Source organism: Desulfuromusa kysingii (genome assembly GCF_900107645.1).
In the GTDB taxonomy this organism is placed as follows: Bacteria; Desulfobacterota; Desulfuromonadia; order Desulfuromonadales; family Geopsychrobacteraceae; genus Desulfuromusa; species Desulfuromusa kysingii.
Window position 1 is genome coordinate 348,407 of the sequence record NZ_FNQN01000001.1, and the last position, 25,492, is coordinate 373,898.

General features: G+C 49.0%; 18 protein-coding genes. 1 reads left to right on the forward strand and 17 read right to left on the reverse strand.

Annotated features, from left to right (window positions below):
- Window position 1: 1 nt before the first annotated feature.
- The 8 genes from BLU87_RS01715 to larB all read right to left on the reverse strand — a co-directional run bounded on the left by BLU87_RS01715 (window position 2) and on the right by larB (window position 8,824).
- Window positions 2–1,843, reverse strand: a complete 1,842-nt coding sequence (locus tag BLU87_RS01715) for a VTT domain-containing protein (protein WP_092344200.1) — start codon at window positions 1,841–1,843, stop codon at window positions 2–4.
- A 237-nt stretch (window positions 1,844–2,080) separates the two neighbouring features.
- Window positions 2,081–2,563 (reverse strand): regulatory protein RecX, encoded by a 483-nt coding sequence (locus BLU87_RS01720; protein WP_092344201.1) that lies wholly within the window; start codon window positions 2,561–2,563, stop codon window positions 2,081–2,083.
- Entirely contained in the window at window positions 2,535–3,725 is a 1,191-nt protein-coding gene (locus BLU87_RS01725; RefSeq protein ID WP_092344202.1) for a type IV pilus twitching motility protein PilT, read from the reverse strand. The genes BLU87_RS01720 and BLU87_RS01725 overlap by 29 nt, the downstream gene beginning before the upstream one ends.
- 35 nt (window positions 3,726–3,760) lie before the next feature.
- Complete coding sequence (gene recA / locus BLU87_RS01730) at window positions 3,761–4,789, reverse strand: recombinase RecA (RefSeq protein WP_092344203.1); 1,029 nt, start codon at window positions 4,787–4,789, stop codon at window positions 3,761–3,763.
- Between the two features lie 209 nt (window positions 4,790–4,998).
- Window positions 4,999–6,249, reverse strand: a complete 1,251-nt coding sequence (locus tag BLU87_RS01735; protein ID WP_175498235.1) for a CinA family nicotinamide mononucleotide deamidase-related protein — start codon at window positions 6,247–6,249, stop codon at window positions 4,999–5,001.
- 46 nt (window positions 6,250–6,295) lie between these two features.
- Window positions 6,296–6,781, reverse strand: a complete 486-nt coding sequence (locus BLU87_RS01740; protein ID WP_092344205.1) for a phosphatidylglycerophosphatase A family protein — start codon at window positions 6,779–6,781, stop codon at window positions 6,296–6,298.
- Complete coding sequence (gene larC, locus BLU87_RS01745; RefSeq protein WP_092344206.1) at window positions 6,771–7,973, reverse strand: nickel pincer cofactor biosynthesis protein LarC; 1,203 nt, start codon at window positions 7,971–7,973, stop codon at window positions 6,771–6,773. The genes BLU87_RS01740 and larC overlap by 11 nt, the downstream gene beginning before the upstream one ends.
- A 95-nt stretch (window positions 7,974–8,068) precedes the next feature.
- The gene (gene larB, locus BLU87_RS01750; protein ID WP_092344207.1) at window positions 8,069–8,824 is read right to left on the reverse strand and encodes a nickel pincer cofactor biosynthesis protein LarB; all 756 of its coding nucleotides are present in this window, start codon (window positions 8,822–8,824) and stop codon (window positions 8,069–8,071) included.
- A gap of 329 nt (window positions 8,825–9,153) precedes the next feature.
- On the opposite strand from larB, the gene yjgA reads away from it, so the two are divergent.
- Window positions 9,154–9,657, forward strand: coding sequence for a ribosome biogenesis factor YjgA (yjgA, locus tag BLU87_RS01755; protein WP_175498236.1), 504 nt, complete (start codon window positions 9,154–9,156; stop codon window positions 9,655–9,657).
- Window positions 9,658–9,692: 35 nt separating this feature from the next.
- On the opposite strand, the gene BLU87_RS01760 is transcribed toward yjgA, so the two are convergent.
- The 9 genes from BLU87_RS01760 to BLU87_RS01800 form a co-directional block, all read right to left on the reverse strand.
- Complete coding sequence (locus BLU87_RS01760; RefSeq protein WP_092344209.1) at window positions 9,693–12,596, reverse strand: PAS domain S-box protein; 2,904 nt, start codon at window positions 12,594–12,596, stop codon at window positions 9,693–9,695.
- A gap of 143 nt (window positions 12,597–12,739) precedes the next feature.
- The gene (gene lhgO / locus BLU87_RS01765; protein WP_092344210.1) at window positions 12,740–13,936 is read right to left on the reverse strand and encodes an L-2-hydroxyglutarate oxidase; all 1,197 of its coding nucleotides are present in this window, start codon (window positions 13,934–13,936) and stop codon (window positions 12,740–12,742) included.
- A gap of 49 nt (window positions 13,937–13,985) precedes the next feature.
- A complete protein-coding gene (locus tag BLU87_RS01770) occupies window positions 13,986–15,830 on the reverse strand; it encodes a chloride channel protein (RefSeq protein WP_245706325.1) in 1,845 nt (614 codons plus the stop codon).
- A gap of 55 nt (window positions 15,831–15,885) precedes the next feature.
- Entirely contained in the window at window positions 15,886–17,577 is a 1,692-nt protein-coding gene (locus BLU87_RS01775) for an ABC-ATPase domain-containing protein (RefSeq protein WP_092344212.1), read from the reverse strand.
- Window position 17,578: 1 nt separating this feature from the next.
- Window positions 17,579–18,637, reverse strand: coding sequence for a type IV toxin-antitoxin system AbiEi family antitoxin (locus BLU87_RS01780; RefSeq protein WP_092344213.1), 1,059 nt, complete (start codon window positions 18,635–18,637; stop codon window positions 17,579–17,581).
- A 225-nt stretch (window positions 18,638–18,862) separates the two neighbouring features.
- Window positions 18,863–20,257 carry a tetrathionate reductase family octaheme c-type cytochrome gene (locus tag BLU87_RS01785; RefSeq protein WP_425429682.1) on the reverse strand — a complete coding sequence of 465 codons (1,395 nt, stop codon included), beginning with the start codon at window positions 20,255–20,257 and terminating at the stop codon, window positions 18,863–18,865.
- Window positions 20,258–20,519: 262 nt separating this feature from the next.
- A complete protein-coding gene (locus tag BLU87_RS01790; RefSeq protein WP_092344215.1) occupies window positions 20,520–22,796 on the reverse strand; it encodes a DNA translocase FtsK in 2,277 nt (758 codons plus the stop codon).
- A 209-nt stretch (window positions 22,797–23,005) separates the two neighbouring features.
- Window positions 23,006–24,685: a ribonuclease J gene (locus BLU87_RS01795; protein ID WP_092344216.1), complete on the reverse strand. Its 1,680-nt coding sequence runs from the start codon at window positions 24,683–24,685 to the stop codon at window positions 23,006–23,008.
- Complete coding sequence (locus BLU87_RS01800; protein WP_175498237.1) at window positions 24,678–25,388, reverse strand: lysophospholipid acyltransferase family protein; 711 nt, start codon at window positions 25,386–25,388, stop codon at window positions 24,678–24,680. Before BLU87_RS01800 ends, BLU87_RS01795 begins: the two co-directional genes overlap by 8 nt.
- Window positions 25,389–25,492: the final 104 nt, after the last annotated feature.

Consider the following 25,492-nt stretch of genomic DNA (forward strand, 5'->3'; position numbering starts at 1 on the left):
GCTATTCTGCCGTTTGTCCTCGGAATCTTTTAATCCATTTATAACCCATTGGTAGCAGTGAAACGCCGATAACAAGGGCGAGTCCGACCTTAAAAGCAGGGGAAATATGCCCTTGCAGCAGATCTGGTAGCGAACTGGAAAAAGTGATAAACGCAATACAACCAGGCAACATAAATAGAAATGTGGCAAGAACATATTGGCTGAACTTGATCTTGGTCAGGCCGAAAGCGTAATTCAACAGATTGTATGGGAACAGGGGGATCAGACGGGTTAAGGCGACCATTTTCCAACCACTTTTTTCCACCCGTTGTTCTAACTGTTGCCAATGAGACCCTTGCAGGCGTCGTTCGATCAGGTCACGAGCCAAATATCTAGAAATCAAAAATGCAAGACTGGCCCCCAAAGTTGAAGAGGTTATGGTGTAAACAACCCCCCAGAATGGACCGAATAGGATTCCACCGACAATTGCAATGGGGATCCCCGGTATAAACAGGCTTGGGGCAATGGTATAAATCAACATGTAAACAATTGGAGCTAGAGCTCCGTAACTTTGAATTAGTGTCTGTAGCTTGTCCTGATCAAGATACTCCATGGCACCACTGCTACGAGCGGTAAAAAAGGCCAGCACCAAGAGTGTCAGGATCGCCAGTTTTTTTAGGATTGGGCTTCGCATCTGCGTGTCGCTGGGTAATATCCGTTCCCGAGTGACGGCCGCGGCGACATTGCGCTGTAGGTGCTTTTTAACCTTGAGACGGTTGAGATAGGTGAACGGCGGCTTGGATTCGGACATCTTATTCTGCATCGCTTTTTCAGGGCTGATGAGCAGATCGAGTACGTGGCTGCTAGGGGCGTGAGCCCCAAAGGTGTGGGTGCAACTGGCGCAGTAGCTGACGATGCGATGTTCACCCGCTTCATCGACGCGCTGTTGGGTCCACGCCTCCGATTTTTCTGGCGCGAGACAGCCAACTCCCCCTCCCGCTCCGCAACAAAGGGTTTTTTGTCGACTGTGCGAAGGCTCTTCAATCTGCAACCCCATGTTGGTGATCAGCGCTCTGACCGAGTCCTGAGTCGCCGTACGACAGCGAGAGATGCATGGATCGTGGATGCTGATAATTCCTGCCACTTGCTGTGCTTCAGGTGACGGTTGCTGAATCTCGTTTAAGAGATCGTAGATGCTGCGTGTGTTGAGTTCTTTACCATGCTGGGTAAAGACTTCAAGACAGTTGGGACAGGCGGTTAGTACCGTTTTGATCCCATGGTCTAACAGATACCCCTTCAATTCGCCGAACATGGCATTGAAGTGGTCGCTGTCACCGAGGTCATGAGATGGTTTGGTGCAACAATCAAGGACAATTCCGAGGTTAGGGACCGTCTTCTGCAGCAGAGCATAGGTCTGCAAGGTTATTTGCGGTCGGGTCCCTGTCAGGGCGCAACCAGGGAAGAAAATGGTATCGCAATTCTCTGGAAACGCGTACCAGGTGAAACGTTTCGAGGTCCCGACTTTTTCATAGCGGCGGAGCACACGATGTTCAGGCAGGTCCGCTGCACCCCGATCAAAAGTCTCTCGACGCATTTCCAGAAACATTCTTGATGGATTAATATCTTTAGGGCAGACGACAGTGCATAGATTGCACAGGCTGCATTCAAAGGGGAGGCGCAAAAAGGATTGCTGCTCTGGATTGTAGTTGTCTGCAATGCTTTTGGGATTTCCATAATGGGTCAGAAACGTGCAGTCTTTGACACAGGCACCACATTGGGTGCAGGTGGAGGAGATCTGTTGTAACTGCTCAAGGAGAGCGGGTCTGATGGCTTTAGGTTGATTGATGCCGTGAGGAAAATCCATTATGATTGCTATCTTTCGAAGTTCTGGCCAGGGGAAAACCTGCTTTAACTAACAGTTTTAACGATGATATTTGTGAAAAATGTTTTTAAATCACATAAGTGATTTTTGAATAGAAGTTATGAATAGGGGATAGGAACGACCATGTCAAATTGATATTTTTAATGAACACAATGTTATGGATTTATAAAATGAATAGGTGGTTTTGTTTACGGTCTTCAGCGGGTAACGTCACTACTTCTAGTGGTCAAGTTGGTTTTGCTTGACCACCTGAAAAATAGCCTCAAGGCCAAAGCCGCGGCGCTGGAAAAAGCTGACCACGCGGCGTCGTTCCTGGGCATTTGCCGTATCATAATTGAATGTTGGAAAGCGACGGTTGAGTTGTTCATGGAGAATTTGTGTCGGTGAAAATTCAGCGGCAGCAGCTTCCACCGCATGCTGCGCAGTCAGTTCATCAATTCCGCGTCGGCGCAAATCAAACATGATTTTGACGCCCACACCACGACCACTGCGCATGAATGAGCGGGCTCGCTCCAGCGCGTAGCGTTCGTCATTTAAGTAATTGTACTCCCGACATTTCGCTATCGCCGTGTCGATGGCCGATAGAGAAAAACCGAACTGCTCAAGTTTTTGTCGCAGTTCGGTTTCACTTCGGTCACGCCGGCTAAGGACCCGCAGAGCCGCGGCAAAAGATTTAGAATCTTTCGACTTCGATTTTTCCATCGTCGTCCAGTCCTTCAGCTTCCTCTGTCTGGGCGTCTATCTCTTCTTGATCTTTGCCACGCTCAAACTCGCCCCATGAAGCGTCAGAGGTCGAGTCAATACCAGAAAATTTGAGCTTAAAGTCATCCGGGTTAGAGCTTTGCCGTAGCGCCTCGTCGTAACTGATGATCTTTCTCTTGACCAGATCCATCAGCGCTTGATCAAAGGTTTGCATCCCGTAGGTCGTATAACCTTTGGCAATGGTGTCTCTTAAAAGGAGGGTTTTTTCCTGATCATCGATCAATTCGCGAATTCGACCGGTTGAAACCATGACTTCAACGGCTGCAACCCTCCCGGTCCCTTCAATTCGTGGAATCAACCTCTGGGAAATAACCCCCTTAAGGACATTAGAAAGCTGTAAACGGATGTGACGGTGCTGATGCGGTGGGAACATGGAGACTATTCGTGAAATGGTTTCCGGAGCATCCACGGTATGTAGTGTCGATAAGACCAGATGACCGGTTTCCGCTGCCGCCAGAGCTGTTTCGGTTGTCTCTATATCCCGCATTTCGCCAACCAGAATGACATCGGGATCTTGACGGAGAGAACTTTTGAGCGCTGGGGCAAAGCCTGCGGTATCAAACCCGACCTCCCGCTGGTTGATAATGCACTTGCGGTCACGGTGCAAGTATTCGATCGGATCTTCAACAGTGACAATATGAGCTGTTCGATGACTGTTGATATAGTCGATCATGGCGGCAAGGGTTGTTGATTTCCCTGATCCAGTCGCTCCGGTAACTAAAACTAACCCCCGCTGCTCTTCGGCGATCTTTTTTAAAATATGCGGCATCAACAAGTCATCAAGTGTCGGAATTTTAAAAGGGATGGCGCGAAACACCGCTGAGACAGAATTGCGTTGCATAAAAACATTGGCCCGAAAACGGCCCAGTCCCGGAACCCCGTAGGCCAAATCAACTTCGTTCGCCTCTTCAAATGTCGCCAACTGTCGCTCGTTCATTATCGCGACGCACATGTTACGCACACCCTCAGCGGTCAGTCTCGGCGCTTTTGGCAGGGGACGAAGATTGCCGTCGATACGGTAGACCGGTGGTAGTCCAGCTTTGAGGTGGATATCCGAGGTATTTGACTTAAGAGCCATGCCAAGAATGTCATTTAAATTCATGATTATATCCTCTTCCACTTTACAATTTAGGTATGTTAATCGGTTCCTGTCTCAGGCTTGGTTTCTCCGGCTCCAACGCCATAGAGTTCACGAAGGGTGGCGTCAATTTCATTGGTGATTTCAGGATGTTCTTTTAAGTATTGTTTTGCATTCTCACGCCCTTGACCAACACGTTCGCCCTTATATGAGAACCAGGAGCCGCTTTTTTCGACGATATCGTTGTCGACGCCAAGGTCGAGAAGGTCCCCTTCACGAGAGATGCCAGCTCCATACATAATATCAAATTCAGCTTGCTTGAAGGGGGGAGCAACTTTGTTTTTGACCACCTTGACCCGGGTCCTGCCGCCGACCACATCCTGCCCTTGCTTAAGGGAGGCGATGCGCCGGATATCGAGCCGGACAGAGCAGTAGAACTTCAGAGCGTTGCCCCCGGTTGTGGTTTCAGGGTTGCCGAACATCACCCCGATTTTCATCCGGATCTGGTTGATGAAAATGATGGTGCAATTGGATTTGCTGACGATGCCGGTTAATTTTCGTAGGGCCTGGGACATTAAGCGGGCTTGGAGTCCCATATGGGAATCACCCATTTCCCCTTCAATTTCAGCGCGTGGTGTGAGAGCTGCAACTGAATCAATGACGAGCAGATCAATAGCGCCGCTTCGAACCAGCATTTCAGTGATCTCCAGCGCTTGCTCACCAGTGTCTGGCTGACTGATCAAGAGGTCATCCGCTTTAACGCCAAGGTTTTGGGCGTACTGGATATCTAGGGCATGCTCCGCATCAATAAATGCTGCAACTCCTCCTTGTTTCTGTACTTCGGCAAGAATATGCAAGGCGAGGGTGGTTTTACCAGAAGATTCTGGGCCAAAGACCTCAATGATCCGTCCTTTGGGAATTCCGCCGACTCCCAGTGCAAGGTCGAGGCTCAGGGCACCAGTGGAAATAGTTTCAACGGCAGGCATCTGAAAATCAGAGCCAAGGCGCATAATGCTGCCTTTGCCAAATTGTTTTTCGATCTGTCCCATGGCTAAGTCTAGGGCACGGTTACGGTTTTCGTCAGACATTTTTCCTCCCGTTTTTCTATCGTTATTTTAAATGGTTTTATCGTTTAATTTATTAACTCTCCCCGAAATGTCTCATGTCAATGTGACAGAAAAAGTCGTAGGTTTGACTCGGGTCTGATTGCAGAGTTATTTGGAATTATTTCCCCCCTCAAAGGCTAACATTAAAACTTTTTTTTGCTGCTGTCGAGGCAATATTGTTTCTGTGACGGCTATTTTTCCATCTGTTGCAAGGTAAAACGGCGCAACCACTCCAATGCCATTGTCGCGCTCATCCGCTGAATCTGGTTGCGATCTCCGGAAAAAGTGTACCTCTTGACATGTACACCGCTGGCACTGGCCAAGGAGATGAAGACAGTGCCCACCGGTTTTTCTGCCGTACCGCCACCCGGACCTGCAATTCCGGTGATTGCCAGCGATAAATCGGTCCGCGTGTTCTGTCTTAGCCCACTGGCCATGGCTCGAGCACAGTTTTCACTGACGGCGCCATGTTGCTGTAATAGTAACGCCGGGACGTTCAACCAGTCCTGTTTGGCCGAGTCGGCATAAGTGACCCCCGCGCGTTCCAGAAAGGCTGAGGCTCCGGGTTGACTGGTGAGCATTGCGCTCAGCAGGCCACCAGTACATGATTCTGCGAGAGACAGGGTTAAGCCGGCATTGCTGAGCAATTTACTGACATTGCCTTCGGGGGTCTCACCATTTTTGGCGATCACATAGTCTCCCAGTTTATTAAGAACTAGAGCTTCTGCTTGATCAAGACTCGATGCTGCATCTTTCCCGGTTGCTTTCAGTTTGAGGAGCACTAATGGAAAGTCGAGGGCAAAGGCGACATCAACTCCTGCGGGCAGTTGTTGGTAAGGAATCAGCTGGTCAATTTTTGGTTCTGACAGACCAAATAGCTTAAACGTACGTTGCTGCCGTGGACTGACGTTGGGCATTTTCTGCTGGAGGACGGGGAACACCGATTGTTTGAACATGGCCTGCATCTCTGCTGGAACCCCCGGCAGAAAGAAAAGTTCGCAACCGTTTCGATGTTGTAGTCGAAATCCGGGGGCGGTGCCCAACGGGTTTTTAAGCGGCTGCGCCAATTGCGGTAACAGCGCTTGTCTTTCGTTGTTGGGCTCCATCGAGAAATTGCGTTGTGCAAACCATTCTCTTATCAGTTCCAGCGCCACATCGTTGACCACCAGTGGTTGGCCAAGGGCTCTTGCTGCCGCCCGGGCGGTGCGATCATCACCCGTGGAACCCAGTCCACCGGTCACGATGATGAATTGAACGTGACTCATCAGGTATTGCAGTGCCGCGACAATTTCTTTTTCCTGATCTGGAACCGACAGGGAGCAGCGGAGTCGATAACCGTAAGTGGAGAGGATTTCGGCAACTGTTCTGGTGTTGCTGTCGCTGATTTCTCCGCTGAGGAGTTCGTCTCCTGTGGTCAATATGGCGATGTCAAAGGGGGGCATGTAGAACTCCGAAACGTGAACTGGACAGGCACCAGGCCTACCTTTACTAGGAAAAAAGGGCCAGACATACACGCAGCAAGATCGCCGCGTAGATCCCAGCCATAACATCATCCAATGTGACCCCGAGGCCGTTTTTCATCTCCCGGTCAAACCAACTCGCCGGGGGTGGTTTCACGATATCAAAAATCCGGAACCAGATAAAAGCAAGGATCGCTGTTGACCAGGAAAAGGGGAGGAAGGCGGTGGTGACCAGAAAGCCTACCAGTTCATCAATGACAATGCGTCCATCATCGGCTTCGTTATAGTATTTTCCGGCAACATCGCAGACCCAGAAGCTTAAAAAGAGGATGGCAACAAGGGTGAGTAGCTGTAGCGGCCAGGAAAACCGGGAGAGGTAATAAAATGCAGGGATTCCGGCTAAAGTGCCAAAGGTTCCCGATGCTATGGGGGCATAACCGAGGCCACCATTACTGCTTAAAAATAAAACTAACTTACGGTAACCCCCAGTCTCTATTTGATTTTCATCGGTCATCAGAGCTCTCCTCGCTGCTAAGGTCCAACTGTTCGTAGGCCGCTGTTTCGACCTGTCGGTAAATCTGTTGCAATGACTGCCCACTTTCCCGGGATAGCCTTAGGCAATCATCATACTCGGGACTGAGGCGTAGAAACTGTGACCCTTCATAAACTAATTTTACTTGAGCAGTTCCAAGCTCGGTCATCACTTTTTTGCTGCGCCGGTTGAGGCAATAGCGATGACAGTCGCTACTGCGGACACCGATTGCGCTACTCTCTCGCATTATCAGGGTCGCTAATTGTGTTGCTTGCTGTGGACGACAGATGACCGTCAGCAGCTGACCTGGTCGATTTTTTTTCATTTGTAACGGGAGATAACCGACGTCCAAAGCTCCAGCTGATAATAACAATTCCATCAAGTTGCCGAGTTGTTCTGGGGTTGAGTCATCAATGTTACTTTCAAGAATCTGGACTTTATCCGTCACATTACTGGCGACATGATCTTCAAACAGGATGCCGCGCAGCAGATTGGGACGGTCTTCAAGTTCCCAGCCGCCGACACCGTAGCCGGTTTTTTCCGGAGAGAACGTGGGCAAAGGACCGAACTCCGCTAATTCCGCCGCAATTGTTGCTCCGGTGGGGGTGACCAGCTCCTTCTCAATGTGACTATCGTAGACAGGTTTTCCTTGTAATATTTCCAGGGTTGCCGGGGCCGGTAGTGGCAATGCTCCATGTGCGCAATGACTCATGCCGCGTGAAAGGGGCAGGGGAGAACAAAGGACTTTTGTGACTCCTAGGAGGTGTAAGCCGATTGCCGAACCGACCAGGTCAACAATGGCATCGACGGCGCCAACTTCGTGAAAATGAACCCGATCGATATCAATTCCATGAACCTGGGCTTCAGCCTCTCCAAGGCGCCGGAAAAAGTTGCGAGCAAGTTGTTTTACTGATGTTTGCAGATTGCTCTCAGCTAACATTGCATCGATGGTACTCCAGCTGCGGTGATGGTGCGTCTCTTCGCATCCCACCTGTAATCGGATCCCTTCAATGCCATGTCGTTGTTCGCGGCCAACATCAAGTTTATATCCGCTGATTGGTAGTTTCGCCAGCTCTTGCTCCAGGGCTTGTTGTTCGACACCAAGGTCCAGCAACAGGCCGAGAAACATGTCACCGGAGATTCCGGAAAAGCAATCAAGGTAGAGAGTTTTCATAAGTTATGTCCTCTTGAATTACGACCGCAGAGACACAGAAAAAAACAAGATATTTTGCCTTTTTCAGTGTCTTTGTGTTTTATCGTTGATTGTCACTAATTCTTTTTCTGATTAATCCTATTTGCCGCAAAAGCTGCACCGAAACCATTGTCGATGTTGACAACCGTCACGCCGCTGGCACAGGAGTTGAGCATCCCGAGCAAAGCGGCAATCCCTCCAAAAGAGGCCCCGTACCCCACCGACGTCGGGACGGCGATCACCGGGACCGCGACCAACCCTCCAACCACAGAAGGTAAGGCCCCTTCCATTCCAGCGATGACAATCAGTACCGCGGCTTCATTGAGTAATTCTTGGCGGGCCAGCAAACGATGAATCCCTGCAACCCCGACGTCAATCAGTTCCTCAACGTCATTGCCAAGCATTCTGGCGGTTATCGCTGCTTCGCGAGCAACAGGGATATCAGATGTCCCCGCACAGATCACCAGAATTTTACCTTGGCCGGTGATCTTTGTTTTTTGTTGAATCAGGCAAAAAGTACGGGCATCAATATCGTACTCTGCCTCCGGAAACTGGTTACAAAGTGCGGTTGCTTTTTCATTATCCAGGCGGGTGACAAGAATATTCTGATCCTGCTTGGCCATCGCGGCAACAATGATTCGCAGTTGTTCCAAACTTTTTCTTTCCCCGAGGACAACCTCTGGAACCCCCTGTCGAAGGGTGCGGTGGTGATCAATCTGGGCAATGCCAAGGTCTTCAAATGGCAGCTGTTTCAGCCGTTCGACCCCATCATCAACACTGATCTGACCATCGGCCAGTGATCGGAGTAAGCGTGCCAATTCCTTATTATTCATAAACGATCCAACTTTAATTTTTGTTTAACGCTGACCAGAGAATATTGCATCAAATTGAACTTCTCAGCTAGAGATTAAGTGGTTGCAAAGCCTGTGGGCGGTTGGTTCAGTTGTCATTGATGAACCCCTAGCCTGATTATCAACTGAATCATAACAAAAAACTGATAGTCAGGCAGGAATTTTCTCAATTGACCCTCCTCATGATCTCAGGGTAGGTTTGCGGGGTTATCAATAGTACCGACTGGCGGCACGGTTATTTTTGCTCAACTCCTCATGTGTCTTTGTCGGCGATTTAAATGAATATTATAATTTGGAGATATGACATAAAAATGGATGAATTTGCAGCAGATAATCTGCCCCTGAGCCGCACCAAAAAAAAGCAGCAGGCAAAACAGATTGAGGAAATTGCCGCTCAGATCACAAATTTAACGGACAAGCAGTTTGCCCAGCTTGATCTTCCTGTCGAGATTGCTAAAGAAGCTGAGCTGGCACGTACAACCAAAGGACTCAGTTCACAGCGACGCCAACTGAAACACCTGGCAGGAATGATACGTAAGTCAGAAGGGGCTTTGGACAATCTGCTGCTGCAGTTAGAGGGGCTCGATCAAGTTTCGCGGGGTGAAAAAAAGCAATTTCACCAACTGGAAAAATTGCGAGACCGACTCTGTGATGTCGATAGTTTTGCCGCTGCTTTCGCCGAGATGCTTGAATTAATGCCTGATATTGATCGCAACACCATCTCCCGGTTGGCGCGGTCGGTTCAGCATCATGATGATCGCCGTGCGTATCGTGATATTTTCCGCCGCTTGCGTGACCAATCGGCAGAAAAATAATTTCTGCCCGTTTGCATGCAAGGGTGGTTATCGCCTTACGTATCAAGTAATTCCCTTATCACCTTCGCCAGCTCATTGAGGCACAGTGGCTTACGGCAATATGCCGAAAATCCAAACTTTTGGATATCCTCTTTGGCGACTTTAGAGCTGTACCCGGTCGACAGGATGATTGGCACCTGTGGATTCATTTTCCTGATTTTCTGAACCAGCTCTTGACCCGTCATTTCTGGCATTGTCTGGTCGGTTATAATCAATTCAAAGCGATGCGGCTTGTCCTCTATCAACTGCAAAGCAGCCGCCCCGGATGACGCTGTCGTGATCTGATAGCCAAGTTCTTTGAGCATCTGCTCGCCGAGTTCAATGATCATTTGATCATCGTCTATGAGCAGAATTGACTCCGTCCCTTCTTGAGGGGGATCCTCCAATACCTTTTGATGCGCGATTGAGGGGCCATCAAACACGGGGAAATAGAGCTCAAAGGTGCTCCCGTGTCCAGGGGTACTCCGTACCTTTATCAGACCATGATGTTGGTCCATAATTCCTTGCACCGAGGCCAGTCCCATTCCCGTTCCTTTATCAACCTCTTTGGTGGTGAAGAAGGGATCAAAAATTCGTGAAATGGTCTCCTGTTCCATGCCGCAACCAGTATCTTGAACACTGAGCTTGATATAGTCTCCCGGATGACAATTTGGATATTGCGCCGGAATATCTTGTTGGCGCAAGGGGACATCCTGCACGGTGATGGTGAGGTCGCCTTTTTCATCCATCGCCTGTACCGCGTTGTTACACAGGTTCAGCAATGCTTCATGAATGCGGCTCGGATCAACATTGACCCTGTACTCTGAAGCTTTCGAGGAGGTGACAATGTTGAAGTTGATGGTTGTTGGCAACGTTGAGCCGATCAATTTCTGGATTTCATTTGTCACCAAGGTCAGGGGGGCTTTATCTTTCTTGCTGATCCCTTTACGGCTGTAGGTCATGATTTGGGTCACCAGGTCACGAGAACGCAATGTGGCTATTTTGGCATTCTCTATGAAATTCCTAACTTTCTCTGGTTGGGAGAATTTTCGTTGAGCCATTTCCAGGTTGCCTAAAATAATAGCCAGGGAATTATTGAAATTGTGAGCGATCCCTCCCGCCATCACACCAATCGCTTCCATTTTATATTTTTGTCGTAATTGTTCTTCCAGTTTCAATTGTTCTGTAACGTCATGGAAGAGGCCAAGCATCATTTTCCGACCATCGTATTCAATCGTATGAGCTCTGATTTCAACCTCAATCCGTTTTCCATCCTTGGTTAGCAGCTGGTTACGGGTCGCGTATTGGGGGACGGTATCGCGATGCTGCACAAATGCAGCGGTCAGGTCTCCGCTCATTGTCTGGTTCGGGTGGAGAATTGATTGCGTCTGACCAATTAATTCGCGCCGTTCCCGCTTAAGCATTTTCATGAGGGCATCGTTACACTCAACAATGACACCGGTTTCAGCATCAGCAAGAGCAATTCCCATACTGACCCCCTGGACGAGGATTTCATACTTTCTTTCAATCTGCTTGCGTTGGGAGATATCCCGGACGGCGGTCACCCGATAATGTCCCCTCTCATTCTTGACATTTTTGGATTGAATTTCCGCCGGGACCATGGTTCCGTCTTTTTTACGTGCCAAAATTTCGTAAAGTGCCGGCAGATCATAGTCAATATTGTTTCTGACAATCTCCTGCTGATCCTCCGGGACGACTAATTCAATGAGATTTTTGCCAATGAGTTCATCTCGGTTGTAGCCGGATAGTTCCAGAAATGATTCATTGACGTCTAACACAACCCCTTGCTGATGCAGGATGATTCCCTCAAAAGTCAGACCTGAGAGGTTTTTAAATCGCTCCTCACTACGTTGAAGTGACGCCGTCCGTAGCCTGACTGTCGTCTCAAGGTCCTTATTGCTTTTTTGTAGTTTATTGTTGAGTGTTTCAATGGTTCCCACCAGTTTATTAAAGCTGAGGTTAAGAATGATAAAAGAGAAGAATAGCCCGGCGGCACTGATAAGAGTCATCAACCAAATATTTTGCGAAAGGCTTATCTCGCGGAGAGTTGTATCAATGGCAACAAACAGACTTCCTTGTGGTTCATGTGAGTAATTTAAAAAGTCAAAAACGCGGACGAAGCGGTAGCTCCTGTCTTGGAGGATGATTCTCTGGATGTCAAGAGACCAGTCAACTTCTTTGCCCGGAGTTTGAAGGATGTTCCGTTGGCTAGCATATATAGTGTGGGTTGAATTGTGCCATGAAGGGGTTTTGGCGTTAGTGATAAATTGAGCTTTGTTGCGGGAGATGACCAAAGCCACAGGCATCTCCAGTTGTTCCTCAATGGAATCCAGTAACAACTTTGTGTCAATGCCAAACTGCACCGCACCGACATGTTCTCCTGCATAATCAACTGGTTGTACAATGCGGTACTGCAATCCGGTTTTGGCAACCATATAGCTGGCAATCTGTGAATGGCTTGCATTTGCGGTAACAATGTCAGGACGCATGGTGCTGATATCGTCATCAGAGAGTCCATTCGGGCGATGCACCCGGAGGAAATTCCGATTGTCTAATGTGATCCAGGAGAGAGTAGAAAAATAAGGGTTTGCATGTTGTAGATGGTTAAAAATAGGTTGACTTCTGGTGAGTAAGACCTCCCGGTTTTGATGTGCGAATGCGGTCAGAAGAGAATCTTGGGTAGCGCTGTTATCAGTGACGAAGCTTCGAATCCGGCGGCGGTAAGTTTGATATTTCTCCTTTTCCAGCAGATTGACAATACTTTTGATACTTTTGATTTCTTGGGCGATTTCGGCATCGAGATTTCTTTTATCCTGAGAAACGATCAGGATCATGAATGTCGCACACCCGGCAAATACAATCAGCATGACTAAAGAAATGATTTTCCATTTAATTTTCACGCGTATTGATCCTTATCTGAGGATGATTATGGCTGCCTTGATTGACTGCGCTGAGGGGGCAATAGCTTGAAACAGGAGGCTGGGAATACGGTATTTCTCAGCCTCCGACTGGTCACTGTAACTGAAATGTGGCATCAGAAATTTTAAGCAATCAGCTTCGACACCTTATCACAAATATGCCGGGCGATCGGCATTGCTGAGGTTGCGGCTGGTGATGGTGCGTTGCCAACGATCAGAGAGCGTTCACTCTCAACAAAGAGAAAGTCATCCAATGTGGTCCCGTCGGCCTTAACTGCTTGCGCCCGGACCCCGGCAGGATAGGGGCGTAAATCGCTCAAAGTGACTTGAGGACAATAACGGTTGACAAGTTTTAGATATCCGGGACGGTAGAGTGAATTTTTTAATTCCATCAAAGTTGGCAGAGGATATTTCATCACCAAGCGGTAGAGGCCTGAGTAGCTGAGCATCTCTATCAAGTCGTGCAGGTCGATTTTCCAGCGGCTGTAACCTTCGCGCGCTAATGCCAGAGTGGCGTTGGGGCCGACAGTCAGGGTGCCATCTATCATCGGAGTCAGGTGGATGCCCAAAAATGGCAAGTCCGGATTGGGAATCGGGTAGATCGGGTGGGTGACAATCTGACTTTTCTCTTTTGGGAGTTGAAAGTATTCACCACGGAAAGGGAGAATTTTAAAGGTTGGTTGTTGGCCGAGCATTTGGATGATGCGATCAGAATAGAGGCCGGCACAACTGACCAGAAAACGGCCGGAGAAGGTTCCCAAAGTGGTTTTAACCACCATATCAGCGCTCTCTGACAATCCGGTGACCCGACAGTTAGGGTAGATCTCTCCTCCGGCAGAACGGATTTGTTCAGCCAGCTTTTGTGCTACCTGTTCGTAGTCGACAATCCCCGATGAGGCAACCCATGTCGCAGCGACGCCAACGACATTGGGTTCAAATTCGTGCAACTGTTGCTGATCGAAGACTTCGGTTTTAATCTCATTCTTCCGGCAACGCTCCAGCAGATCTTGCATCCGCACAGCATCCTGCTCATCAGTTGCGACCAGGAGCTTGCCGGTTTCGCGAAAGGGGATATCGTGTTCGCGGCAGAACTGCTTGGTGTCAAGATTTCCTTCACGACAAAAACGGGCTTTCAAGCTGCCTGGGGCATAATAGACTCCAGCATGAATGACGCCACTGTTATGCCGGGTTTGATGGCTGGCGAGTTCTTTTTCCTTTTCAAGGACGACAATTTTTGCCCCGTGATACTGTTGTTGTAATTGTCGAGCCGTTGCCAAACCAATGATGCCCCCACCAATGACGATAAAGTCGTACGCTTTCATTTGTTATAATCCTTCGGTTAGGTGATCTGATAAATACAAAGAACTTTTCTCAGGTTCTTTGATAGTCCGTTTTGGTCTTTTCCATCTGTTCTGCATAATGTGCCAGTAAGCTACGCCGCGACATCATGTACAGGACTTGTTGCGGGGTATCCGTCGCAACGACTGGAATTTCGTCCAGATTGCGTGCCGTCAATTTTTTCATGACATCGGTCAAGCATTCATCCGGGGTCGCCGTAATCACATTTCTGGTGGCGATGTCCCCGGCAATCACCAAGGTTGGGGGAATATCATCGTTGAGAATACGGCGAATATCGGTCATGGAGAAAATTCCCACCATCTGCTGCTCGGCATTGACGACCGGGTAATAACTGGTTTTTGCCGGAGCGATTTTATCGAGAATATCGGGCAGAGTCATCCCTTCTGGAATCAGGGTCGGTTTGCTTCCCTTTGCGGCGATGCTCTGAATTTTAACCCCTTCGAGAATATCGATAACAAAGTCACCGAGATGAGCCGGTGAGTCAAAGCGGCTAGCGACTTGCTTCTCGTAGATACTGTTCTTGCGCATGACGATCATGGCGACGACACAGACCAGCATCAGCGGTGCCAGTAAGCTGTAATTTCCAGTTAATTCGCTGACCATGATCAGGGTCGCGACAGGCGCATTGGAAACCCCAGCAAAGAAACCGGCCATCCCCACCAGGACATAAGCGCGTGGATCCTGTACTAACATCGGAAAGAGAATTTCTGCGGTTGCACCAAAGGTTCCCCCCAACATCGCACCAATGACAAGGCTGGGGGCAAAGACTCCCCCCGAACCACCCGAAGAGATAGTCAGACTGGTGGCAACGACTTTAGCGATGGCGACAACCAACATCACCCAAAGGGCCATTTGGCCGTAGAGGGCGGCTTGAACCCAGCCATAGCCTGAACCCAGGACTTGTGGCACGAACATGGCCAGGATGCCCAGGAGTAGTCCCCCCAGGGCGGGTTTCAGCCAGTTGGGCAGTGCCAGTTGACGGAACAGATCGCGCATACCGTAGAAAAATTTGACATAGAAGACGCCGAACAGAGCACAAATGATTCCAAGGCCCAGATATAACAGCAGCTCTGAAGGTTTATTGAAGAGAAATAACGGGGTGTCCAGTAGCGGAGCCCAGCCCGTGATTGCGCCGAATAGGGAGTAAGCGATAATCGATGAAATAATACACGGGATTAACCCCTCATGTTCAAAATCAGGGTCCCGATAGAGGACTTCGGCGGCAAACAGAGCGCCACCGAGAGGGGAGCGGAACGTGGCGCCAATTCCGCCAGCCATTCCGGCCATCAGTAGCAGTCGTCGATCTTGAGCTGAGAGGCCAAGTTTTGTCGCCATAAAAGAGCCGAACCCGGCACCAATCTGGGCGATAGGACCCTCACGACCGGCTGAACCTCCAGTGCCGATCGTAATCACCGAAGCGAATGTTTTGATAATGGGAACCCGTCCCCGGATCACCCCCCCTTTGCGATGGAAGGCTTCAATTGCGGCGTCGGTACCATGTCCTTCTGCTTCGGGAGCAAAGGTGTAAACCAGCCAACCTGAAAGTAACCCACCCAAAGCTGGCAGCAAGAATAGGCACCATCGGTAGGGGAAAGAAAGGCTATCGATAAAATGGGTAAAAGAGCTTTCTGGAGTCCCCTCCAATGGGGGATGAAAGTTGCCGATTTTTCCCAACATCAAATGTTCGACACTGTTGGTGGCGAAGTAGAAAGCCAGAGCTCCGAACCCAGCGACAATCCCCACTGGAATAGCCAGAATTAACAGACGAAAGCCAGTACGATCAAGAAAATTGAGAATTTTGGGGGTAAACGTCATGGTAAAGTCCAGGTTGATGATGACCAAAATGCTTATCGCCATCTTGTTTAACAGTTTCAAGCAGTCGGGACAAGGATAGAATCAGTGGCGGTCAGGATTAAACGCCCTTTTCAGCTCCGGGACGGAGCCGATTGGCGGCCGCGACAACTTCGTACAGTCGTGGCAGTGCTAGATGTCCAGCTTTCCACGGTAGCAAGATGTCGAGCCCTTGCTGCTCAACCTGTTCAACCGCCTGTTGCAAGGTGTCCAGGACTCCGAGTTTTTGTTCTGGGTGGTGTCGGTGGCACCAGAGGAGGATGCGCCCGATGGCTTCAGTCTGACCGCTGTCGAGAAGTTGTTCAACTTGGGAAAGATCAATTCTTTTCTGACCGTACTCTAACAGTCTTTGCTCGCGGACCTGAATTTTTGCTTCGCGCTGTCGTGGCAAGGGGTGAATGGTTAAATCAACCTGTCGTTGTTGTCCGGTTTTGAATGGCATCCGTGGTGTTGCTGGCATAGGTTTTCTGCCCGCGATAGATTTCGCTTTTTCTGAGACATCAAAGGGTTGATAGTTATCCAGCATAATAACCCGATCGGCCACCGCCAGATAATCGCCAGAACCACCCGTGACAATAATACTTGAGATTCCCTTGTTTTCGTAGAGTTCACGAATTCGATACAACAATGGGGTGATGGGCTCCTGATTGTCTGGGACGAGCTTGCGCATGCGTTGGTCACGAATCATGAAATTTGTCGCCGAGGTATCCTCGTCAATCAGTAAGCATGTGCAGTTGCATTCGAGAGCTTCGATGATATTAGCGGCCTGTGATGTGCTGCCACTGGCATTGTCAGTTGAAAAACTTTCAGTCGTCCGCTTGCCGGGGAGGGTGGCAATAAAAGGGCTGATGTTGACATGGTTGATCGTCCGGTGATCTTCGGCGCGGATCTTTACTGCCGAGGCGGTGGTTGTCACCAACTCTCTGCCATCTCCTGGGATATGGTTATAGATCCCCCGTTCAAGGGCATGCAGCACGGTTGATTTCCCATGAAAACCACCGCCGACAATTAGGGTGACGCCAGTGGGAATGAGCATGCCGGAGATCAATCCACGATGTGGCAGTTTGACGTTGATCTTAAGTTCTTCCGGGGCTTTAAAGGGGACGCCATCAATCAACGGATGGTCATCAATGCCGCTGTGGCGGGGAAGGATTGATCCGTCGGCGATAAAAGCCACGCCATTGAGCTGTTTGAGTTGTCCCCGCAAATTGTCTTGATCTTCGATCTGGTCGATGTGTTGCTTCATCTTCAGGAGAGAGTTCTGTGTCGATATCAGACTTTCGTCGATGATCTGTGGCAGTTCGGTGAAAAACATCGTGGCGGCTTCATCAGCCAGAATTGAACGTCCGGATCCGGGTAATGCAAACAGTAATCGGGCTTCAAGTTGCTGGTCATCTAACAGCACCGCATTACGCTGAAGGACCTGCTGCCCGTTTATAGAAATTTCCATCTCGCCACTGCGTCCGGTCCCCCGCCCCCCTTTGACATGTTTTTTAATCGCGGTATGGATCGCCCGCCCGAGGAAGTCTTCCAGTGCCGTTTGCTGAATCCGCTTCTCCCAGAAGAGCGGCGGAATCCCGTGTTGATCCCCTGAGAGTTGCACGCTGATCCGTGACGGTAGAGCGAAGGGATCACCTTGAACATGGTCGATACTGAGCTGAAAGCGGTGGAAGTTATAGGTCCCTTGTAGCTGTTTGTAGGTTTTATATCCTTTATTCTTCATGCCGTGGAGCAGAGTGCGGAGTTTCTCCATGTCAATAGCCCAATCTGGGGGTTAAATACTGGTGATAAAGCTTATCAGCGACCTGATCCGTTGCGCTGCCACAGAGTTCAGCAAAGGTCAGTAGTGGGTCGGCGAGGGTGATCCCATCCGGCTGCCAACCTCCCCAGTGACATTGATTGCCGAAAGGTTGTAATAAGGTAATCTGTCCATCAGGGTCGGGGGTTAGATGTAATTGTAGCATCAGCTTCAAGAGTTGTTCTGCCTGTATGTAAAGAACGGCGCTTTGTGGCTGAAATTTACTGCTTAAGATCGCCGCTCCCAATTCTCCGCCGATTAGAACCTCCTTCCCGATAGCCATTTGTTGTAACTGTTCGACGATCTGGTTGATGTCGTACCCTGCGGGTAATTGACACCGTTGCAAGAACAGTTTGGGGCGTAAGGTCTCCAAATAACCCAGCTGCCAGCGCTGTAATAGTTCTTCACCTGCATTTAATATTCTTTTCCCCTTGTCATCGACCGATAGATTGCCCCGCTTTTCCAGTTCGCTAAATAGATCGCCGATGGCTCCCAGGGCGATTCCGGCATCATCGGCAAGGGTACGATAGGTGGCATTGATCGCTTGCGGATTGCGTAATAACAAATAGATCAGCTTTAACCCGGTGGTGCGGAAAATACGGTCTGCTCCAGCAGGTTTTTTCGGGTGCTTTTGACCACCGATCTCAATATAGAGTGGCATCTGGTTCAGATACAGATTGCCGGCACCATCGGCATATTCAATCCCTTGCTGTTTCAACAGTGCTGCCATTTGCGGAGAAATATAATGACTGACCAGTAAAGGACTGGAATGATCTGGCGCAGGAGATGTTTTTATTTGGTGAATGACCAGATCCGTCAGGGTTGGGGTTAGCTTGGGAATGACTTTAAGATAATAGTATTTGTTTCCCCAAGCCCCGGAAAGGCGAAAGGTTCCGGCAAAAGGTCCACCAACTTTTTGGAGCATGAATTCGATTTTCGTCTGCGGAATCGTGCGAATAGCCTTCATGCTGTTATAGATGATCTGTTCATCCTGTAAAATGGGTTTTCTGGGCATAACATCCTCTAGAACTGAGTATTACGTTCATAATAATTCAAATGTTCAAGATCTATTGATTTTAAAACAATTGAACATGGGGACGGTAACCGTTGTCAAGTGAAAACCATAAAGCCCCCAAAGTGCTGAGACTTTGGAGGCCTTATGGTTTTTGGTCCTGGTGTTCGTGTGAGCCGATCTGTCGATTGGCGGCTCTAGCTTAATTAGATCAGTCTTTTGCTGGAGTTATTTGCCTAGAGGATCGCCTTTATAGCCAAGCTCAGTCCAGTTGAGGCGACCGCTGTCACCATGACAGTCAAGGCATTCTAACGCTTTGTCGGCTGAAGCAACCATATGGTTGATTGACCAGTAGGTTTCTGTCGGAGCAAATCCGATATTACCACTGAAGTCGAGGCCAGTCGCTTTCATCCCGGCGGCGGAGGCAACTTTCCATGCTTCCTGAGGATCTTTTTTCAAGAAATTGTTCCAATAGGCTTCTTTATCACCCTTTGGTCCCCAAACTTTTGGAGTAATGAAGTAGTTGTTGGTCGTGTCGTAGACCTGCTTGCCACGATGGACTTTGAAAGGCATGATCTTGGCGTTGACATCATTGATGTCACCCAGTGGTTCATTCAGAGCGGTCACGACATTTGGATCCATTTTGTCACCAAAGTTATATGCATCGGCAGTACCGTTGTACCATCGATATTCCGGCACCACATTTTGTTCGTAGGTAAAACGCCCTTTTTTGGCAATGAATACTTTATGGCCGTGCTCAATTTCTTCCATGTTTTCTTTGGTGCGTTGCGCTGATTGAGACCAGTCCCACGTCATTTTAGTGCCGTCAACCTTGGCGTAAAATGGAATGTGGCAAGTTTGACAAGCAACTTTGGCACTGTGTTGATTGAGGATGGATTCATTGTGTGGACTGTTGTCGTGGCACTGTTCACAGGTGACCTTGCTGGTATTATTCGGGGAAACGATAAGTGATCCACCAGCGATATTATGTTCTTCTGTCGTGTGACATTCCTGACAAGAAAAATCGAGGCTGTCTGTGCCCATGTGGAAATCGACATCTTTCGTCGGTTCGATTAAAGCTCTGCCGATATCACCATGTTTGACATTATTACCCCCGCCGCCATAGGCGTGGCAGACTAAACAATCATCGCGCTCTGGGACACCGACGTTTTGTGCGACTTTAAGCAGATCGACCGGATTTTTATCGAACTTTGCATTACCGGTATAACCAGCCGGATTGCCAGCTCCTGCAGCAGATTTGACATAGGTTCCAGTGGTATCGTGACAAACCAGACAATCAACTCTAGATTGATCAGAAAAGTCGAAGTTTGCATCTTTCCAACCGTAACCAACGTGACAGCTAGTACAACGTGGTTCATTGGAGGGCACCGAAACACAGAAATTGTTCATCACGTTTTTTTTGCCACGTAATACTTTTTTACCGTCGATAATTTGCTCAGACTCCCAAGTCCAGTGCGTCGTCCCCATGACTTGAGTTGCTGCATCCTCATGACATTCGAGACAGGCCTTGGTGACTTCCGGTCCGCTGTTGAATGGACCTTCAAAAAAATCGGAATGATCCTCTGCGCTGACGGATCCAGCGCCGATCAAAACCAGAGTCATAAAACAAAATATCAGTTTTTGTGACACCTTCTTCATGTTGTTTGCTCCCGTGAATTCAAAAATAATAATAGAAAATAACCTTCACTGATAGGAAGGTCTGGCAGATAGATTAAAAAACCTCTATATATTAAATAGTAAACGTAATGGTGGTTGGAAAGGTATGATAAAACGTGGACGGGCGCAATAAAAAAAATATAAAAAAATGTATCTAGCCATCTGGAATAGCGGAGTTTTTTAGTCTTGATTTCAGCGGAATGAGGAGTTATTCAATTTTATTGGCAAGAACTTCACGAGGTTTACCGCTGCCATCGGATGGTCCAACAATGCCTTCTTGTTCCATCCGTTCGATCATCCGCGCGGCACGGTTGTAGCCAACCCGTAACCGGCGCTGCACCATGGAGATGGATGCTTGACGGCTATCTGTGACCAGTTTTACCGCCTCATCCCAGCGTTCGTCATAGTCTTCTTCTTCCAAACCATCAGCTGCCGCAGTCGGGGGGGCCTTGAGGATGGATTTATCGTAGCTTGGTTGGCCTTGTTTGGAGAGAAAGTCAACCACCCGTTGAACTTCAAGCTCGGAGACAAAAGCGCCGTGGACCCGTTGCAGGTAACCGACACCAGGCGGGAGGAAAAGCATATCGCCCATCCCCAGCAAGGTTTCAGCCCCCATGGAGTCGAGAATGGTTCGGGAATCGGTGCGGGAAAAAACTTTGAACGAGATGCGGGTTGGAAAGTTTGCTTTGATTAAGCCGGTGATAACGTCAACACTAGGGCGCTGGGTGGCGAGGATGAGATGGATACCAGCTGCACGGGCCATCTGTGCCAACCGGGCAATGGATTCTTCAACTTCACGCCCTGCGACCATCATCAGGTCGGCAAGTTCATCAACAATAACGACGATATAGGGCAAGTGACCATGCTCAAGCTCTGCTTCCGGCTCGCTAAACGCAGGGAGTTCAGCGTCGATATCGAGAAAATCTTCTGCTGGTTCTGGCTCTGGTGGCAGGTTTTCTGCCTCTTTTGACTCTTTCGCTAACTTGCGGTTGTAACCGTCAAGGTTGCGGACCCCTTTGTCAGCCATCAATTGATAGCGGCGTTCCATCTCCCTGACTGCCCAGGCGAGAGCCAGAGATGCTTTTTTCGGATTGGTAACGACGGGGAGCAGGAGGTGGGGAATCCCCTCGTAGATTGACAATTCCAGCATCTTCGGATCAATCATGATCAGCCGCACATCTTCAGGAGCCGCACGGTAGAGAAGTGACAAAATGATGGTATTGATGGATACCGATTTCCCGCTCCCTGTTGACCCTGCAACGAGCAGGTGAGGCATTTTAGCCAGGTCAGAGACGACCACTTGGCCAAAAATATCCTTGCCAAGAGCCATTGGAAGTTTCCCACTGTTTTTCTGGAAGGCATCAGCTTCGATAATCTCTTTCAGGTAAACGATCTCACGATCCTTGTTGGGGATTTCAATGCCAACAACACCGCGTCCGGGGATTGGGGCGACAATGCGGATAGAAACGGCTTGAAGTGCCATCGCCAAGTCGTCTTGCAGGTTGGAGATCTTATTGACTTTGACTCCGGGAGCCGGAGCAAATTCATACATGGTGACAACCGGGCCGGGTTTGACCTCAACCACATCACCTTCAACCCCGAAATCGAGCAGTTTTTTCTCCAGCATCCGTGCTGCCATGGTTAAACTGTCACGGTCAATCGGTTTGGGATCTTCACCATCATGGTTTAACAGTGAGGAGACCGGCATATGGTAAGTTCCACTAGGCTCCAGAAAAGAGAATGCGACCTGATTCTCTTCGTCGCTGGCCTTTTTTTGCTTCTTCCCTTTTTTCGGTTTTATCTCCAGATGCTTTTGGGGTTCTGGTTGAACAATGGCCGGGGCGTGAATCTCCAAGGTGTGTTTTTCTTTCTTCTGTAGCTCTTTGCGTGACTTGCGGCTTTCACGTCGCTGATCCAATCGTCGACCGAACCGTTCGAGAATCCCATCAAAGAAAAGGACCAGTGAAAAACGGGTTGAAAGAATCAACGAAACCAGAAAGAAAACGACCAGAACAATAGCGGCCCCACCAATATTGAGATAACGCGACAGGAGCTGCACGAGAACGCGGCCGATTGCACCACCCGCTTCATTGATCTGGCTGCCAAAAAGTGGCACAGAGGTGAATTCCAGAGCTAACAACCCACCGAGCGTGACCTGTAAGAGGAAAAAAGCGGTGAGTCTGACAGTGCGTAGATGGACTTCACGAAACTTCAACCAACGCCAGGCCAGGTTCAGGCACCCCAGTGGCCAGAGAAGTGCGGTCAGACCAAAAGCCTGATAAAGAAGATCTGAGAGGTGAGCGCCGAAGACACCTACCAGATTATTAATGCGATCAGGATTGAGATTGTTGTTGAATGAAGGATCATCATTACTGTAGCTGCCAAGGCAAATCAGGAGAAAAATTCCCAGTGCCAGCCAGATGAGTCCGAGAATTTCTTTACGCATACGGTTTTCGGTGGGAATTTCTGGAGTCGCTTTACTCATGAGCTTTAATCTTTTCAATTTGTAGAAACAGTCTCTCTCTGAGCAGGATTCACGTCAGGGGAGGACGATTTCATTTTTACTGATAAATAATGCCGGATCATGTTTATGGATTTCCAATAAGTCGGATGAGAATACCTGATTATTGAATAATCGACCAGTAAACAATCATGCCTGAGGTTATCTGTCGTTCGCAGTTGGTCTTTTTACGCTCAAAGTTGCATGATCAAAGGCAATATCAGCGGACGACGGGCAATTTGTTTGTTAAAACAACGGCGCAGGACCTTGCGTACTTCAACCCGCAACTCTTCCCAATCACTGAGCATCTCCTGACTATGTTCATTGAGCAAATCGCAGACGGCCTGCTTGGCATCGGCAAGCAAAGCTTCGCTGCTCTGATTGTCCTCGGGGACAAATCCTTTCGTAAAAATTTCGGGGCCATGGACAATTTTCCCAGTTGACTGATTAATTGCCAGTAGCAGGATCACGACACCGTGGTTGGCGAGGTGTCTGCGGTCCCGGATCTCCATTCTCCCGACATCACCAACCCCTTTGCCATCGACAAACACCCGACCGGTTTCAAAGGGTTCCTCAAGCTTAAGCCCTGCTGTCCCCACTGAAAGCTTTTGCCCGTTTTCTAAAACCAGAGTGTTTTTTTCGGCCAGACCCATTTCGATAGCCAGTTGTTTATGTTTGACCAGATGACGATATTCCCCGTGGACCGGGACAAAATATTGGGGCTTGACCAAGTTGTGAACCAACTTCAACTCTTCGCGGCTCGCATGCCCAGAGACATGGATTTCACTGGTCTTTTCATAAAACACCTCAGCACCACGACGATAAAGATTGTTAATCAGATCGCTAATCGCTTTTTCATTTCCGGGGATAAATTTTGATGACAGGATGACGCTGTCGCCCGCTTCCAATTCAATCTGTTTGTGGTCACCCAGAGCTATTCGCATCAGGGCACTTAAAGGTTCTCCCTGGCTCCCGGTAGTGATGATCAAAACCTGCTCTGGAGGGAAGTCTCGCATGGCGCGGAGAGTGATAAACTGCTCCTCTGCAATCGTCAGGTAGCCGAGTTGCCGGGCAATGTCGACATTACTGACCATGCTGCGGCCGTTGATCAGTATTTTCCGCCCAGCAAGTTTTGCCGCATCAGCAATTTGTTGAATCCGGTGGATATTGGATGAAAAGGTCGCAACAATGACCCGTTGCGGACATTGGGGAATGATCTCCTCGAGGACTTTTCCGACCGTTTTTTCCGACAGTGTGTAGCCTTCATTCTCGACATTGGTCGAATCGGCCAGCAACAAGAGGACACCCTCTTCACCAAGCTCTGCCAGCCGAGCTAGATCCGTATTTTCACCATCGACGGGAGTTTGGTCGATTTTGAAATCCCCGGTATGAATGATGAGACCGGCGGGGGTGCGGATGGCGAGTCCCACACCATCAACAATTGAATGGGCGGCACGATAGGGTTCAACCTGAAAGGGGGGCAGGTCAATCTTTTCACGTGGTTTTATCTGGACTAATTCGACGCGATGATCTAGCTCAAATTCTTTCAATTTGTTACGCAGCAAACCAAGGGTCAAGCAAGTTGCATAAATGACCGGCTCTCCCAATTGCTCCCACAGAAATGGGATCGCACCGATATGATCTTCATGGCCGTGAGTTAACACCAGCCCGACGATATCGTCGCGACGATCTTCCAGGGCGCTGACATCTGGCAGCACCAGATCAATGCCAAACATATAGGCCTCAGGAAACATGAGGCCGCAATCGATCAACAGAATCTTCCCTGCATACTCGATCCCCAGCATATTCATGCCAATCTCCCCAAGTCCGCCAAAGGGGAGTAACTGGATTTTATCGGGGGACTTGTCAGCCATTTGTCTTTGCTCCTTCAAGGCTCTGGGCGATCTGTTGCCGAACCTTCTGCGTCAAAGCATCCAGATCGCTGCTTTTCAGTCCCGTCGTCGATATCGGTGGCAGAACCTCAATGTGTAAAGGTCCCCCTTTGACCAGCCAACGATCTTTGGGTTGAATTTGATAGCTACCATGAATGGCAATCGGGACAACGGGCACCTGCGCTTTGGTTGCAAGCAACAGAGCCCCTTTTTTAAACTCTTGTAGCTGACCATCCGGGGTCCGTGTCCCTTCAGGAAAAATAACCACTGAAGTGCCTTCTTTGATCCTTCGCGCTGCGGCGCTGATGCTGTGGATTGTGGTGCGTCGGTTAGAGCGGTCAATCGCGATGATGCCACTGCGTTTCATTGCCAGACCAAAAAATGGGACGCGAAACAGTTCCTGCTTGGCCATCCAACGAAACTGGACTGGCAATCCGGCATAGATGATGGGGATATCAAAATTGCTCTGGTGATTAGAAACATAGATTGCCGGGCTATCGAGAACGATATTTTCAGTCCCGCGTGTCTGGATTTTGAGCCCGGCAAAGATTAAACAGCTTCGGCCCCAGAAACGGACAAAAGAATGGGTTTTGTTCTGGCTGAATAGCGATATAAACAGGGCAATAAAGCTAAAAATCAGAGTCACTGGAAAAAAATAGAGATAAAAAATAAACGTGCGTAGCACGATCGACCCTCCCGAAAAGAGATAAGTCGCCATGATACTGACTTTCAGCGGAGTTCGTCAAATAATTCACTGCGATAATCTCAAGAAAGCGCTGGCGATGTTTG

What these genes read in the sequence shown, in the direction of transcription:
- BLU87_RS01790 (WP_092344215.1), bottom strand. Translation starts at nt 22,796, where the DNA reads ATGAGTAAAGCGACTCCAGAAATTCCCACCGAAAACCGTATGCGTAAA.
- yjgA (WP_175498236.1), top strand. Translation starts at nt 9,154, where the DNA reads ATGGATGAATTTGCAGCAGATAATCTGCCCCTGAGCCGCACCAAAAAA.
- BLU87_RS01735 (WP_175498235.1), bottom strand. Translation starts at nt 6,249, where the DNA reads ATGCCCCCCTTTGACATCGCCATATTGACCACAGGAGACGAACTCCTC.
- BLU87_RS01785 (WP_425429682.1), bottom strand. Translation starts at nt 20,257, where the DNA reads ATGACTCTGGTTTTGATCGGCGCTGGATCCGTCAGCGCAGAGGATCAT.
- BLU87_RS01780 (WP_092344213.1), bottom strand. Translation starts at nt 18,637, where the DNA reads ATGCCCAGAAAACCCATTTTACAGGATGAACAGATCATCTATAACAGC.
- BLU87_RS01725 (WP_092344202.1), bottom strand. Translation starts at nt 3,725, where the DNA reads ATGAATTTAAATGACATTCTTGGCATGGCTCTTAAGTCAAATACCTCG.
- BLU87_RS01770 (WP_245706325.1), bottom strand. Translation starts at nt 15,830, where the DNA reads ATGGCGATAAGCATTTTGGTCATCATCAACCTGGACTTTACCATGACG.
- larC (WP_092344206.1), bottom strand. Translation starts at nt 7,973, where the DNA reads ATGAAAACTCTCTACCTTGATTGCTTTTCCGGAATCTCCGGTGACATG.
- lhgO (WP_092344210.1), bottom strand. Translation starts at nt 13,936, where the DNA reads ATGAAAGCGTACGACTTTATCGTCATTGGTGGGGGCATCATTGGTTTG.
- BLU87_RS01720 (WP_092344201.1), bottom strand. Translation starts at nt 2,563, where the DNA reads ATGGAAAAATCGAAGTCGAAAGATTCTAAATCTTTTGCCGCGGCTCTG.
- recA (WP_092344203.1), bottom strand. Translation starts at nt 4,789, where the DNA reads ATGTCTGACGAAAACCGTAACCGTGCCCTAGACTTAGCCATGGGACAG.
- BLU87_RS01715 (WP_092344200.1), bottom strand. Translation starts at nt 1,843, where the DNA reads ATGGATTTTCCTCACGGCATCAATCAACCTAAAGCCATCAGACCCGCT.
- BLU87_RS01795 (WP_092344216.1), bottom strand. Translation starts at nt 24,685, where the DNA reads ATGGCTGACAAGTCCCCCGATAAAATCCAGTTACTCCCCTTTGGCGGA.
- larB (WP_092344207.1), bottom strand. Translation starts at nt 8,824, where the DNA reads ATGAATAATAAGGAATTGGCACGCTTACTCCGATCACTGGCCGATGGT.
- BLU87_RS01775 (WP_092344212.1), bottom strand. Translation starts at nt 17,577, where the DNA reads ATGGAGAAACTCCGCACTCTGCTCCACGGCATGAAGAATAAAGGATAT.
- BLU87_RS01740 (WP_092344205.1), bottom strand. Translation starts at nt 6,781, where the DNA reads ATGACCGATGAAAATCAAATAGAGACTGGGGGTTACCGTAAGTTAGTT.